The sequence below is a fragment of the Bacillus sp. JJ1127 genome, from assembly GCF_036965845.1.
Classification (GTDB): Bacteria; Bacillota; Bacilli; order Bacillales; family Bacillaceae_G; genus Bacillus_A.
Genome location: NZ_JBALQK010000176.1, coordinates 2891 through 17386, shown reverse-complemented (window position 1 = coordinate 17386; position 14496 = coordinate 2891). Strand labels below are relative to the sequence as shown.

Genomic DNA, 14496 nt, shown 5'->3' with positions numbered 1-14496 from the left:
AAGATCTATTTTTTTGACTATATTTCTTGAAAATGTTTTATATCTGCAAAAAGCTTTACTGTACCTTTTCCGTCTTCAATTTCAATCACACTTAAACTTGCACTATGCATAAATGGATCATGCCATACCTTTTCAACAGAATTACCAGCAAAATGCCCCACAAGTAATTTCGCTGCTGCAGCATGAGATACAACTAAAATACTTTCTCCTTTATGCTTTTCTAAAAGAATATTTATCCCCTCTACTACCCTGCTATATACGTCAAAGAAACTCTCTCCTGAGGTGGAGCGGAATTGGTGTGGTTCGTTCCAAAATAAATTTACTTCTTCCGGATATTTTATTTCCAAATCAGCAAGCATTTCTCCCTCCCATATCCCCATATTAATCTCATAAAAGTGGTCATCTGCTATAATTGGTATATCTCGTTTTCCTCTAATCAGCTCTGCCGTATGAAGCGTTCGTTCACTTGGACTACTATATATAGCATGAAGCGGCATTTCTTTTATATGATCACCCAATTGTTTTGCTTGTAGCATACCTTTTTCAGTTAAGTTCGAGTTTTTTCTTCCTTGCATGCGCTTTGCCACATTCCATTCTGTTTCTCCATGACGCGTTACATATAACGTTGTTTTCATTTCTTTCCTCCTCCTTACCATTCCGGTCGTGATTTCCATGGTTCTAGTGTTCCTACGACCCATTTTCTTTGTTTATTTTGAATCCCTGCTATAACTCCTTCAGCAATCTCTTCATGAGTCAACCACCTTGAATGTTCACCTTGTAAAAATAAACCCTAATAAAATTCCATATGTGGTTTTGCTTCCTTATAATACTTTAAGCGATCCTGCAATGTACCTGAATGAAACTCAAACTTATGTCCATCTGGATCAATAAAATAAATAGATTGACAATCCCTTACATCACGTTCTCTTCCTTGTAAAATATGAACTTCGTTTTCTTCTAATCGCTGTAATAAACGATTAAAGTCTTCTTGTTCAACAGAAAAGGCAAGATGTGTATAAGACTGATGAATCTCATTTCTTGCAATATCTACTTCTTCATTGAGTGCTACCCACATCCCGCATATATCAAAATATGCAAGTTTTCTTCCCCTTACTAATAACTTTCCCTCTAATACAGTTTTATAAAATTTAATAGCTCTCTCTAAATCTGAAACTGAAAAGCAAAGATGATTCAAACCCTTTATCAAAACAAATCCTCCTTACATAGTAAAAAGATGAGTGAAAATTCACCCATCTTTTATTGTACTATTTTTTTGTTACATATGCCCATTTATAGCTAAAATCACCACCGAATGTATGATTTGCAATACCCTTTACATATGGCTTTTCTAAGTATGCTGTACTTTGCTGATAAGTAGGTGAAATTGCGGCATCTTCTCCAATTAAGATTTTTTCAGCTTCTGCAAGTGCTTTCCAGCGTGCTGCATCGTCTTTTAATAGTTCTCCTTTTGATTTAGCAACTAGTTCATCGTACTTCGGATTTGAATAAGCCATTTCATTAAATGAGCTTCCTGTCACAAACATATCAATATACGTCATTGGATCCGGATAATCTGGACTCCAAGCTGATAGTGAAAATTCATATTGAAATTTCTTCTCTAAATCTAATTTTTGTTTATATGGCTGTTGTTTTAAATTCACTTTTAAGCCTGGTAAGTTTTTCTCAAGTTCTTCTTTAATAAAGTCGCCAACTTTCTTCCGGCTACCATTATCATCATTTAATAATTCTACTGTTATTGTATCTTGACCAAGTTCTTTTTTCGCTTCAGCCCATAATTTCTTCGCTTTTTCTACGTTATCCTTGTTATCACGGAAATTTTTATTTACAGTACGGAAGTCTTTCCCATCTGGCCCTGTTGTGAATTTTTCTGGTACTAAGAAATAAGCTGGTAAGGATCCATCATTTAAAATAACATTTGCAATTCCTTTTTTATCATAGGCTAGATCAATTGCTTCACGGACTTTTTGATTCTTAAATGTTGGATTCTGTTGATTAAATCGTAAGAAGTACATGCGTGGATCCAGTTTCGTTTTAAATTCATCTGGCTTATTCTTTTTATATTTGTCAACAAACTCTGAACTTAAAAGTACGCGATCCGCTTGATCACTATCATATAGGTTAACACCTGTACTCGTTTCCTTTACAACACTCACATTAATTTCTTCCAATTTCACAGTATCTTTATCCCAATAATTTAGATTTTTCTTTAATTGATAGCTTTGTTCATGTTTCCATTCACTTAATGTAAATGGTCCATTATATAAAATTTTATCAGCTTCTAATGCATACTTATCTCCTTGTTCCTTTACAAACTTCTCATTTAAAGGAAAGAATGTTGGGAACGAAGTAAGTTCAAGAAAATATGGAGCTGGTTGTTCTAGTTCTACTACTAGTGTTTTATCATCCTTTGCCTTTACACCAAGTTGATCAAGTGGTAATTCTCCTTTATTAACTTTTTGTGCGTTTTTCACATCAAATAATATAAATGCATATTCGGCAGCTGTCGCTTTATCCAGCGCACGTTGCCAGCCATATACGAAATCTTGTGCACGGACTGGCTCACCATTTGACCACTTTGCATCTCGTAATTCAAACGTGTATGTTTTCTTATCCTCACTAATCTTCACATCTTTTGCCATACCTGGAGCTGGCTTATTATCTTTATCTAACCGATATAAGCCCTCCATCGCATTTACAAATACTCGGAATGATACGGAATCTGTTGATTTTGATGTATCCATCGAAGGAATTTCTGCGGTTTCTAATAAGTTTAGTACTTGTTTATCAGCCATCCCCTTACCTGTCTCTTTCTTCGTTGTCGATGCTTTCTCCCCATTCCCGCACCCTGCAACGAACATGCTTGTTGATAATGCAAGTACAGCAAGCGTTGAAACTTTTTTCTTCATTCTTCCTTCCCCCAATCTGTATGTATACAATAGAGTATGTATAATATCATTATACAAAACATTCTGATTATTTTAAATATTTTATTTAAATAATGAAAAAGAAACGCACGGAAAGTCACCTTTTCCATGCGTTTCTTTATAGCATTTCTTTCGAATCATTCCACTGCAATCCATCGTCTAGCTCAAATGGATTTTGAATCCGAAATACATCTTCCATCATTTTCAAAAATTCTTCTTCACCTCGAGGCTCCCCGTTCACTGTAAGAGAATACGGTTCAATTTCATGCATTTGATAATCAACAACAAACTGAATAACAATTTTTTGTCTTGGCATACCACGGCTATATCCATGAAATTCGACTAACTCTAATCCATCTGTCCCTCGGTAGTACTCCCATTCTGGTTGCTGGAAATACATTTCAAATGATTCACCGATAGAAAAGAATGGGTATTCATAAAGTGAGCTTGTACGTACTTTTTGAATAACATCTTGATCTGTTGGGAAGAAAAAATGACTTAAAAATATACTAGCTGCTGTCAAAACAGTGACAATAGCTGCTCCCATTTTACTCGTTCCTCCACTATCACGAATAAGATAGCTCTCAACTGCTTCATTTTCAATCTCTCGTGCCTTTATCCGATATATTCTCCGCTCAGCAAATCGATAATATAAACCATTCGCAAAGATCCCAACTCCTATTATCATGAAAATAAGCAATAAAAACGTAAGTGGAACCATATTAATGATCGGGAGTGATACATTAAATCCCATGTAATACGAAAATGCATCACAAGCTACTAATAACATGACAAATAGAAAGGCAGGTAAATAATACTTGCGATATCCAAACCATCCCACATTAAAAATAGCAGCCCATCCATTCCAACTCCATCTTGCGATTCGTTTACGCTCTTTATCCCATTTTCTTTTATAGTATGGATAATGTGCTCCAACATATTGCTCCATATCTTTTTCTATCGGTGAGATTTCCTCTTTTGGTTCATTATGTAAAATCCGCTGACAATTTTTACAATTCAGCTGACCATCAGTGCAAGAACTCCCACAATTTATACAACGCAAAACAATCCCTCTTTCCATAACTTCTCCCATAAATAATGACGATACGTAATTTTACTGAAGTCAACAATTCATAATGAAGGTTACTTCTGACCACTAACTAATATCTCATTAAAATAGGGTTATCATATTCTTATTTCAAAATCCCCTCATGTTTTAATAACCATTCTTTCCGCCATAAGCCTCCCGCATAACCAACAAGCTTACCACTTTTTCCAATGACACGATGGCACGGAACAATAATTGAAATAGGATTCCTGCTATTCGCTCCACCTATCGCCCGTACAGCCTTTGTATTCCCAACTTTCTCTGCAATATCTAAATACGAAGCACTCACACCATATGGAATCGTATAAAGAGCTTCCCAAACACTCTTTTGAAATGGTGTTCCATCTGCGGATAACGGCACTGTAAACTCGGTTCTCATTTTATTAAAATATTCATCTAATTGGACTAAACACTGATCTACAAACTTACTCTTGTTCTCTTTTTTTCGTTCCTCCACAAATATAACCGACGTAATTCCTTTATCATTTGCCGTAATTTCAAGCAATCCTAATTCACTTTCATAATAAGCTCGATACATACTCTATCCCCCAATTTGATTCATATTCATAATTGTAACATGAATAAATAAAATTTTGAGAATAAGCGTTTCATTATGGAAACAAAAATGATGATGATACAATGATAGAAATGACAATAAGGGGGAATGAATATGAATTACCAACTTTTTTCACCTTATACGATTAAAAACGTTACACTAAAAAATCGTATTGTTATGTCTCCTATGTGCATGTATTCATCTGAAAATGAAGATGGAAAGGTAACAAATTTTCATCATATACATTATGGGACGCGAGCTGCTGGTCAAGTTGGGCTCGTAATGCTTGAAGCAACAGCAATTGTACCTGAAGGGCGTATTTCTCATAAAGATTTAGGTATTTGGAGTAACGAACACATTGAAGGATTACAAAAGACGGTATCACTTCTTCATGAAAACGGTGCAAAAGCGGCTATCCAGTTAGCTCATGCTGGACGAAAAGCTGAATTACATACAGACCCTGTTGCACCTTCGCCCATCGCATTTCATGATAAAATGAAAGTTCCAGTAGAAATGAATAAACAACAAATTCAGGAAACTGTTACAGCTTTTCAAAAAGCTGCATCCCGTTCTAAGGAAGCTGGATTTGATATTATTGAACTACATGGAGCACATGGATATCTCATTAATGAATTTCTTTCTCCACTATCAAATAGACGAACAGATGAATATGGAGGATCACCAGAAAATCGCTATCGTTTCTTAAGAGAAATCATTGATGCTGTAAATGAAGTTTGGACCGGACCTTTATTTGTCCGTATTTCTGCAAATGACTATCACCCCGAGGGGTTAACAGTAGATGACTACGTTCAATTCGCAAATTGGATGAAAGAACAAGGTGTAGATCTTATTGATTGCAGCTCTGGTGCAGTTGTACCAGCGCATATTGATGTTTATCCTGGTTACCAAGTAGAATACGCAAAACATATAAAAGAACACGCTCACATTGCAACAGGTGCAGTCGGCTTAATCACAAATGGTCTACAAGCAGAGCAGATTCTAGTAAGTAATGAAGCTGACTTAATCTTTATCGGTCGTGAATTGCTCCGTAATCCATATTTTCCAAGAACAGCTGCCAATGAACTCGGCTTTGAATTACAAGAGCCACGCCAATACAGCCGTGCTCCTGGTAAAATAGTAAACAAGACTAATTGAACGCATGAGCTTGAGGTGGAAAGATAGCGGGATAAAAATAAAAACGAGAAGGCACCCTTCTCGTTTTTTATTATTCCATCATAGTAATCTCTTTTGAATTATAAATATGGACACCGGATTCTTCACGCAATGCCGCGATATACATCCCTTTTGCAACCTGTTCCGCGGAAATCGGTTTATACTTTTCAAAAGTACCACTAAATATAAATGGCATAACACCAGAAATCTTCTCTGCCATTCTTTCTCCAAAACGAAACTCTTCTCGATCTCCTAATAATAACGATGGCCTAAAAATATGAATCCCGCCAATGACTAACTTTTGCAGCTCTTCTTCCATTTCTCCTTTTACTTGCGAATAGAAGAAAAGTGATTTTGGATTTGCTCCCATAGAAGAAATAACAAGGAAATTTTGTACACCTTGCTTTTCGGCTAAACAGGCTGCTCGTAATGTATATTCATAATCTACTTTTTTAAAATTCGCTTTTGTTTTCGCTTTCTTAATTGTTGTTCCTAGGCAGTTGAATACATCATCTACAGCAAAAAACTCTTTGTATTCTTCTAATATTGAAAAATCCACTTGTTTTTGTTGTAACTTTTCATGTTCTAATTGCAATGGCTTCCTTACAAAAATAGTAACCGAATCATAGTAATCTGAGTCAAGTAATAGCTGCGTTATTTCTTGTCCAACTAAACCACTTGCACCGAGTACTAACGCTGTTCGTTTATTCATTTATCTTTATACCTCTTTATCTACTTTTATCCCATCTGAACAGGCAATATATCCCCTATTTACCGGAGTTTCCTTTACCTCATTTTATCATAAGTAATGTACTATGCGTTATTCAAATGATTTCCCTACTCTTTTTTCTTTTTTGTCTCTGCCGGCAACTTCGTTATCAATGTAGAATCACCTAAATTACTGATTAATGTCTTTAAAAAAATTAAAACACAAGATAACGGCAAAACTACTGCTAATATTAATAAGATTGCCTCTATGATGTAATTCAATCCCTCATCCCCTTTTTCGTACCCTCTACCTCAATATATGAAAGCAGTGTTGTCACATATGCAACGTTCATAAAAATTAATCCTGTTCTTTTTGACAACTTTATAACAAAATCAAATCGGAATGATTATTATTTATTGCAACTTTCCTAAAGATATATTATACTAGGTTCGCAACATAAAACGTAATTATTCCGTTTTATTTAAAAAAGTGATTTTCCTCTTACATTTTGGGGAAAATAGACTTGTAAAAAAGAGAAAAGAGGAGAATTACATGAATAAAAGATTAACCCTATTTTCATTCCTGTTGATTTTCACACTAATTTTTGCTGGATGTTCTAGTAAAAAAGAAGGATCTGCAAAGAAGGATGGAAAACTTACTGTATATACAACTATTTTTCCACTGGCTGATTTCGCTAAAAAAATCGGTGGTGACTACGTAAATGTAGAAGCAATTTATCCGCCTGGTGCTGACTCTCATACATATGAGCCAAGTCAGAAACAAACCGTGCAAATTGCAAAAGCAGATTTATTTGTGTATAACGGCGCTGAATTAGAGCCATTTGCTGAGAAACTGGAAACAACATTAAAAAAAGAGAACGTAAAAGTTGTAAATGCATCTCAAGGTATTGAGCTTCGCGCATCATCTGAAGAAGAACACCACGATCATGAAGACGGTCATACAGAGGATGGGCATCCCCATGATAAGGACCCACATGTTTGGTTGGATCCTACACTTGCAATGAAACAGGCTGAAAAAATCAAAAATGCACTTGTGGAATTGCAACCAGATCATAAACAAGAATTTGAAAAAAACTTTGCAGCATTACAAACAAAATTTACTGATTTAGATGATCAATTTAAATCAGTTGTTGCAAATGCAAAAACAAAAGAAATTTTAGTTTCTCATGCTGCATACGGATACTGGGAACAGCGCTACGGCTTAAAACAAATCCCGGTTGCTGGAATATCTGCTTCTGATGAGCCATCTCAAAAAGAACTTGCTAACATTACGAAAACAGCGAAAGATCATGGCTTAAAATATATTTTATTTGAAACATTCTCTACTCCAAAAGTAGCGGAAGTAATCCAAAAAGAAACGGGAACGAAAATTTTACGTTTAAATCACCTTGCTACTATCTCTGAAGATGATGCGAAGAAAAATAAAGATTACTTTACATTAATGGAAGAAAACGTGAATACTTTAAAAGAAGCTACAAACTAAATGTACCTTTCAGACAACTGGAATTTTTCAGTTGTCTTTTTCATAGACCACAGCTTGACTTAAACAAAATAACAAGTAAAATTATCCATATTGGTTTTAAAGATATGATATTTCAGAAAGTGAGTTGGAACTATGAATCTTCACATTTGTGAAGTAACAGCAAATAATTGGCGTTCAGTCGCTGCTTTAGACGTAGCAAAGGAGCAGCAACAGTTCATTGAAAGCAATGCGTTTTCTTTAGCTGAGTCATTATATGAAGAAAACGGAACGTCAGTAGGCTTATATGATGGAGAAACACTTGTTGGATACGCGATGTATGGCTGGTATTCAAAAAAAGATGATAGCGTATGGCTAGATCGTTTTATGATCGATTACCATTTCCAAGGAAATGGCTATGCGAAGCGTTTTCTCCACCTGCTTATCCAGTATTTACAACAAAAATTTCAATGTAAAAAAATTTATTTAAGTCTTCATCCAGATAACAAACTAGCAATGAAACTATATGAATCGTTTAGTTTCCATTTAACTGGTGATATCGATGATAATGGTCCAGTTGTAGGTGTTGTAATGGAATTACTTATAGATGAAAGCAAAAGCCTGTGAGAACAGGCTTTTTTGCTTTTTTTCTACTACTCTTTATTGATTAATATATATATCCATTTTGATTTTCCAGCATATAAGTCACGGCTATAAAGTGCACTCATTTGCTCTCTTTGTTTTCACTTGGCATGGGGCAGGAAAAGGATCTGACCGCTTCTATGCATGGCCAGATTCTCTCTCCCATCTAAAAAGAAAGGTTTTATGTCGATTTTTCAATTTGTACTTATATAGAACATTCTCAAAAAAAATAAGCCTGCAATTCTTACAGGCTTATTTCACACATTCCTTGAAGTGTTCTTGGAACCATTCTTTATTAATATCTTTTCCGATGAAAACGACTTCACTTATGCGCTCTTCTCCTTCTTGCCACTCTCTATCGTACGAAGCAGCAAATAGTGTATGAACGCCTTGGAAGACAATGCGACGATCTACTCCATCAATTGATAAAATTCCCTTATAACGATATAAGTACTCTCCTAGTTCTTGAACAACAGCTGCCATCCATTCATTTAACTTCTGCAAATCAAGTGGACGCTCTTCACGTAATACAAATGATTTCACACCTTCTAAATGATGATGCTCTTTATGCGGATAAATGTCTAATGTATCACGCGTTTTAAACGTTTGAATTTCTAGCAAGGCAGGAATATCTACTTCACAATTTGTCGTTGGAATTAATTTTGCCGTCGGATTAATCCCTTGTAATTCAGTAAGAAGCTTTTCCTTTTCTTGCTTTTCAATTAAATCTAATTTATTTACTAAAACTATATCAGCAAAAGCAATTTGTTCTTTTGCCTCTAGCCCTTTTTCAAAGTGCTTATGTATATGATAACTATCTACAACTGTTACGACACCATTAATTTGATATGCGGATTGAATAACTGGATCTAAAAAGAATGTTTGAATAATCGGACCTGGGTTCGCAAGACCTGTCGTTTCAATCACCAGACCATCAAAATTCATTTTCCCTTCTGCTTTTACATCAAGCAATTGTTTTAAAGCAACAAGTAAATCTTCACGCACTGTACAGCATAAACAGCCATTTGTCATTTCCATAATTTCTTCTTCGACATTCATAATTAATTGATTATCAATGCCAATTTGTCCTATTTCATTTACAATAACCGCTAATTTTTTTCCGTGTTCTTCTGATAAAATACGATTTAATAATGTTGTTTTCCCTGACCCAAGAAAACCAGTTAAAATTGTTACTGGAATCATTTTTTTACAGCTCCTTATGCTTATATCTCTATACATTATACCATACCAAAAAAGTTGTTTTTTACAGAAAAGACATATTTATTGTAAGCACCTTATGATAGCTATATAATAATACCAAACAAGAAAACCTTTTCAAAAACATCACCATTCACCAAGGAGGTCTACTTAAAATGGAACGAATTCAAATGGCTAGTAGCCTTGAATTTTCTCGTATCATTCAAGGATTTTGGCGTTTAGCAGAATGGAATATGCCAAAGCAAGAATTACTTTCTTTTATCGAATCTTGTATGGATATGGGAATTACAACTTTTGATCATGCCGACATTTACGGGGGATATACATGTGAATCATTATTTGGGGAAGCTTTGCAATTAAAACCTTCTTTGCGTGAAAACATGCAAATTGTAACAAAATGTGGAATCGCTCCCCCATCACCAAAGTTTCCAAATCGATATGTCGCTCACTATAATACTAGCGCTAAACATATTGTAAAAAGCGCGGAAGAGTCACTCAAAAACTTACATACGGATTATATTGATTTGTTACTTATTCATCGTCCTGATCCATTTATGGATCCAGCTGAGGTGGCAGAAGCTTTTTCACGTTTAAAACAGGATGGAAAAGTCCGCTATTTTGGTGTATCTAACTTTTTACCGTCCCAATTCAATATGCTTAGCTCATATTTAGATTTTCCGCTCATTACAAATCAAATTGAAGTATCTGCGATGCAGCTTGAGCATTTTGAAAAAGGTACAATTGACTTATGCCAAGAAAAAAGAATCAGTCCTATGATTTGGTCTCCTCTTGCTGGTGGAGAAATCTTTACAAGTCAAAATGAACATGCTGTACGCTTACGAGAAACTTTACAAAATATCGCGAATGAACTAAATATTGATGGCATCGATATTGTCATGTATGCATGGCTACTTGCTCATCCAGCGAAAATGATGCCAATCGTTGGTTCTGGTAAGCTAGATCGTGTGAAAGCAGCTGTAATTGCAACAAAACTTACATTGAATCGTCAGCAATGGTTTACGATCTTTGAAAGTTCAAATGGCCATCCCGTACCATGATATGCTAGTAAATCATAAAAAAGAGGAGCTACCACCTTATAGCTCTTCTTTTTTATACCTATTTCTTGTCATTGCAAACACACATGTATCCCTTAATCCGTGACCATCTACTGCTACACTGCTGCTTTCTAAAATCCCTTCTAATGTAAAACCTAGTCTCTCTGGTATCGCTCTACTTTTTACATTTCGTGAATCACAGCGAATCTCTATCCGGTTTGCCTGTAACTCAGAAAAAGCATAATCCATAATCCCCTGTGCTGCTTCTGTCATATAGCCTTTTCCACCAAAGCGCGAATCTATCCAGTACCCAATTTCAAACTTTGGTACTTCCCAATTAATACGATGCAATCCAGAAGAAGCTACAAATTCGCCTGTTTCTTTTAAAAATACTAGTAATCTCAAATCTTCACGTTGTAAAAATTGAATATGTGACCTTCTTATACTCGCTTCGATTTCTTCTTCTGTTTGCTCTTTTTGAGCGAAAACCATCCAAGGCTTTAGTTCTTCTACCGATGCATTGATAGCTTCATATACCGCTTTTCCATCCCCTGGTTTCGGCATTCGAATAAGAAGCCTGTCTGTGTAAAATTCAGAAGGAAAATCAAGTAATAATGGATTCATTACAAACACTCCTTATCATTCTTTTACATATAATAATATTTAATCCAAACTATACAGTAAACACCTTTTTTCAGAATCAAGCTTATTTTCAAACAAAATCACATGTACCTCTCCCAATTCATACGCATCATGATGCTTTACCTACTACTTATACAACCAACTGATTCACCTCTACGGCTGTACGTATTCCAGACTCAATTGCTCCTTGTATCCACCCGTGATAAAGCGTAGTATGATCTCCGGCAAAATATATTTTCCCCTCTGGTTTTACAATCGCTGGTTGCAGTTCTGTTTCTTGACCCGCTTGAAAAATCGCAAACCCTCCTAATGCATACGGGTCCAATGTCCAATTCTTTGCTACTCCTGACATAAATTCATCATATACTTGATCACCTAATATAGTCGCTAAATTTTGTAATGTATAATAAATGCGATCACCTTTCGACAATCCATCCCATAATAATGCATCATAAGACCACGTATAACTTCCAAGCATCATAGCAGGTCCCTTTGAACCAATACCATGACTCGGATAATATGCATAACGGATTGGTAAATCCGTTATAATCCTTCCCCCTAATTGCCCCTGCTCTTCCCAAAAACGACTTTTAAACTGAATACCTATTTTAGTTGCCGCCATATAATGTAGTTCACGAATTGCTTTCCATTTTTCATGTGATACAGAATCGAATGGATCAATTTCTACAAAGCGCATTGTAGAAAATGGAATTGTAATAATAACTAGATCGCCCGTTATGCTACTATATTCAAACGTTTCTTCATGCCTACAATAAGCTGTCACTCCTTTTTCATGTTGATGAAGCTTCATCAATTTTTGATTGTATATAATATGATCCTGTAACTGAGGTAAAAAAGCTTTCGGAAGCTGATCATTTCCTCCTGTAATTTCACAAAAACCCCTTTCCTCTTGCAATATATATATAAAACGTAATGTTTCAACAAATGATCTTTCTAAAAATCCTTCTAAATCTAGCAGTACACCAATCATTTCAATTGTTACTGGTGAAAAGTACGTATTGTACTGATAAGGATGATACTTTAAAAACTGTGCTGTTGAATACTTTCCAAAGTCTTTTTCGACAATCTCCCAGTTTTTATCTGGATTTCTTTTAATGAAATCCATAATTGGCTGCACTGCTAACAATAATAATTCCTCGGATGTTTTTCCTTCTTCATTCATTGCTACCGGGTAACGTAATACACTAGGGTTCTTCTCATATTGCCTCAATGTCGTTTTTCTACCATTCACATAAATAATATCTGTCTCATTTCGATTAATAAAAGGGGTCACTTGTAGTCCGAACTTTCTTATATAAGCCATCGTTAATGTATGTATATATGGAATACGCATTGCTCCAACATCTAAATATAATCCGGTGTCTTGCATTCTAATCGTCTCAATTCGGCCTCCTATACGGTTATTCGCTTCTAAAATTTTCACATGATGTCCTGCGCTTTTAAGTAACGATGCTGATACTAAACCAGCCATTCCAGCACCAATTACAATGATTTGTTTTGGTGCTACTGTTTTCGGTAATCCCTTATCAATAATTCTCACCATTTCATCAGTTGTGACACCGGATTGTGTATGCGCTCGCATCATTCCACCCCTTACTTTGAAAATACAAAACAGTGATTCTCTGCATTGTATTCACAAGTATAGTAGAACAATACATTTTTCTGAATATTCACTAATAATTCACAGAGATTTGCTCTCATCCTACACCCCTTATCATATAATAAAGATATAGATAGGAAATGTAAGGAAAGGATTGATAAATATGAAACGTACTTACGACTATCCCGAAACAAAAAAACATTTAGAATTGAAAAAACAACTACTATGCAAAAAATTATTGGATGTAAATTTAAGTGTAGATGATCGTAATCAAATTAAGATGGAAATCGATAACTACGAATACATTTTAACATTAGTGGAAATGAATCATTATGAACGTGGAATTTCTCATGAAAAGCGGATGTGAAGGCGTTCGCTTTTTCATTTGTAATCCAAAAAAGGAGTGTATCATCCTATGTGATGCACTCCTTTTCTTCTACCTTCTTTATAAATCTGTACCCGCAATATATCCAACTGCTTCTTGTAATATTTCTTCAAAGTTTTCAGGGTAATCATGGTTTAGATTAGATATAACTTTATACTCATGCTTTATATTTTTCGTTTCCAATAGCTTCACAAACTTCTGTGTACATTCAAAGCAATCCTCATCCTGATCTCCACAAACAATATATCCCTTAATCCCTTTATCCTTCAATTTATTCAGCAAACCTTCCCACTCTTCAACCTCAGGGAACCACGGTGCGACAAAAACAAAGCCTTTTACCGCTATATTTTCGTTTAATATCGCTTGTAGTACCACCCTTGCTCCAGCAGAAAAACCTCCAATTCAAACAAAAAAAGACAACAATATGGTATTGTTGTTTTCATCCTAAACAATATTCTTTTTACTCTTATCTGGTTTACTTGAAACTAAATAATGCTTCTCTGATATATATAAATCCCTTTTTAATATACGATCTAAATACGGCGCTAATTTCATTCTACATATGAGACGCTCTTCATTGTCTTCTACAATAGGGAACATTTCTTTTTCTGTTACATATTGATCCACTGCTTTTTGCACCAAATCAATCTCTTTTACAAGTTCTAAATTTTCTGCTGTATATTCAAATACCTCGAGCGTTTCCTTTGTAATAAGAAACATATTTGTCGGAAATGCTAGTAAATATGGCTTTAACAAATCATAATTCACTGTATAATCATCATTGACTAATACTGTATAAACAATATTTGCATTTTTCTCCAGAAACTTAGCCATCGCTTGTTCTAATTCATCTTTTGTAATGGGCCTCTTCTCTTTCTCATTTTTGAAAAAGCGAAACATCACATCGCATCGCCTCCTTTTTACTATATTATACCATAAAAAGAAGACTGAAAAATCACAAAA

15 protein-coding genes and 3 pseudogenes are annotated in these 14496 nt (G+C 35.1%); 5 read left to right on the top strand and 13 right to left on the bottom strand.

The annotated features are described in order from the left end of the window. Nucleotides 1-17: 17 nt before the first annotated feature. The 6 genes and pseudogenes from V7183_RS17475 to V7183_RS17450 form a co-directional block, all read right to left on the bottom strand. Nucleotides 18-635: a phosphoserine phosphatase 1 gene (locus V7183_RS17475; protein ID WP_335360296.1), complete on the bottom strand. Its 618-nt coding sequence runs from the start codon at nucleotides 633-635 to the stop codon at nucleotides 18-20. Between the two features lie 14 nt (nucleotides 636-649). After that, nucleotides 650-790 (bottom strand): annotated as a pseudogene (locus tag V7183_RS17470) (short-chain dehydrogenase); the annotation flags it as partial. After that, nucleotides 791-1207, bottom strand: coding sequence for a FosB/FosD family fosfomycin resistance bacillithiol transferase (gene fosB, locus V7183_RS17465; protein ID WP_097895903.1), 417 nt, complete (start codon nucleotides 1205-1207; stop codon nucleotides 791-793). It lies immediately after the preceding pseudogene. 58 nt (nucleotides 1208-1265) lie between these two features. Next, complete coding sequence (locus V7183_RS17460; protein ID WP_335360295.1) at nucleotides 1266-2927, bottom strand: peptide ABC transporter substrate-binding protein; 1662 nt, start codon at nucleotides 2925-2927, stop codon at nucleotides 1266-1268. Nucleotides 2928-3063: 136 nt separating this feature from the next. Then, nucleotides 3064-4008, bottom strand: a complete 945-nt coding sequence (locus V7183_RS17455; protein ID WP_141523213.1) for a DUF2628 domain-containing protein — start codon at nucleotides 4006-4008, stop codon at nucleotides 3064-3066. Between the two features lie 130 nt (nucleotides 4009-4138). Continuing rightward, complete coding sequence (locus V7183_RS17450; RefSeq protein ID WP_335360294.1) at nucleotides 4139-4591, bottom strand: methylated-DNA--[protein]-cysteine S-methyltransferase; 453 nt, start codon at nucleotides 4589-4591, stop codon at nucleotides 4139-4141. Between the two features lie 132 nt (nucleotides 4592-4723). Between V7183_RS17450 and namA the strand changes: the two genes are divergently transcribed. After that, the gene (gene namA, locus V7183_RS17445) at nucleotides 4724-5764 is read left to right on the top strand and encodes an NADPH dehydrogenase NamA (RefSeq protein WP_335360293.1); all 1041 of its coding nucleotides are present in this window, start codon (nucleotides 4724-4726) and stop codon (nucleotides 5762-5764) included. Between the two features lie 70 nt (nucleotides 5765-5834). Here namA and V7183_RS17440 read toward each other — a convergent pair whose 3' ends face one another. Both V7183_RS17440 and V7183_RS17435 read right to left on the bottom strand, forming a co-directional pair. Next, on the bottom strand, nucleotides 5835-6494 hold the full coding sequence (locus V7183_RS17440; protein ID WP_335360292.1) for an oxidoreductase: 660 nt from the start codon (nucleotides 6492-6494) through the stop codon (nucleotides 5835-5837). Nucleotides 6495-6619: 125 nt separating this feature from the next. Further along, nucleotides 6620-6843: pseudogene (locus V7183_RS17435) on the bottom strand (hypothetical protein). 200 nt (nucleotides 6844-7043) lie between these two features. Between V7183_RS17435 and V7183_RS17430 the strand changes: the two are divergent. Together V7183_RS17430 and V7183_RS17425 are read left to right on the top strand one after the other, a co-directional pair. Further along, complete coding sequence (locus V7183_RS17430; protein ID WP_097895890.1) at nucleotides 7044-7994, top strand: metal ABC transporter substrate-binding protein; 951 nt, start codon at nucleotides 7044-7046, stop codon at nucleotides 7992-7994. Between the two features lie 132 nt (nucleotides 7995-8126). Then, nucleotides 8127-8597 carry a GNAT family N-acetyltransferase gene (locus V7183_RS17425; RefSeq protein WP_097895889.1) on the top strand — a complete coding sequence of 157 codons (471 nt, stop codon included), beginning with the start codon at nucleotides 8127-8129 and terminating at the stop codon, nucleotides 8595-8597. Nucleotides 8598-8864: 267 nt separating this feature from the next. On the opposite strand, the gene V7183_RS17420 is transcribed toward V7183_RS17425, so the two are convergent. Beyond that, complete coding sequence (locus V7183_RS17420; protein ID WP_335360291.1) at nucleotides 8865-9815, bottom strand: CobW family GTP-binding protein; 951 nt, start codon at nucleotides 9813-9815, stop codon at nucleotides 8865-8867. A gap of 170 nt (nucleotides 9816-9985) precedes the next feature. On the opposite strand from V7183_RS17420, the gene V7183_RS17415 reads away from it, so the two are divergent. Next, the gene (locus V7183_RS17415) at nucleotides 9986-10888 is read left to right on the top strand and encodes an aldo/keto reductase (RefSeq protein ID WP_335360290.1); all 903 of its coding nucleotides are present in this window, start codon (nucleotides 9986-9988) and stop codon (nucleotides 10886-10888) included. A 36-nt stretch (nucleotides 10889-10924) separates the two neighbouring features. Here the strand turns inward: V7183_RS17415 and V7183_RS17410 are convergent, their stop codons facing one another. Together V7183_RS17410 and V7183_RS17405 are read right to left on the bottom strand one after the other, a co-directional pair. Continuing rightward, nucleotides 10925-11509 carry a GNAT family N-acetyltransferase gene (locus V7183_RS17410; RefSeq protein ID WP_335360289.1) on the bottom strand — a complete coding sequence of 195 codons (585 nt, stop codon included), beginning with the start codon at nucleotides 11507-11509 and terminating at the stop codon, nucleotides 10925-10927. A gap of 148 nt (nucleotides 11510-11657) precedes the next feature. Continuing rightward, nucleotides 11658-13130, bottom strand: coding sequence for a flavin monoamine oxidase family protein (locus tag V7183_RS17405; protein ID WP_097895881.1), 1473 nt, complete (start codon nucleotides 13128-13130; stop codon nucleotides 11658-11660). 181 nt (nucleotides 13131-13311) lie between these two features. On the opposite strand from V7183_RS17405, the gene V7183_RS17400 reads away from it, so the two are divergent. Continuing rightward, nucleotides 13312-13515, top strand: a complete 204-nt coding sequence (locus tag V7183_RS17400; RefSeq protein ID WP_097895879.1) for a DUF3896 family protein — start codon at nucleotides 13312-13314, stop codon at nucleotides 13513-13515. Nucleotides 13516-13593: 78 nt separating this feature from the next. Here the strand turns inward: V7183_RS17400 and V7183_RS17395 are convergent. Next, nucleotides 13594-13935, bottom strand: a pseudogene (locus V7183_RS17395) (alpha/beta hydrolase); the annotation flags it as partial. Nucleotides 13936-13977: 42 nt separating this feature from the next. Continuing rightward, nucleotides 13978-14433 carry a DUF3939 domain-containing protein gene (locus V7183_RS17390; RefSeq protein ID WP_335360298.1) on the bottom strand — a complete coding sequence of 152 codons (456 nt, stop codon included), beginning with the start codon at nucleotides 14431-14433 and terminating at the stop codon, nucleotides 13978-13980. Nucleotides 14434-14496 lie beyond the last annotated feature (63 nt).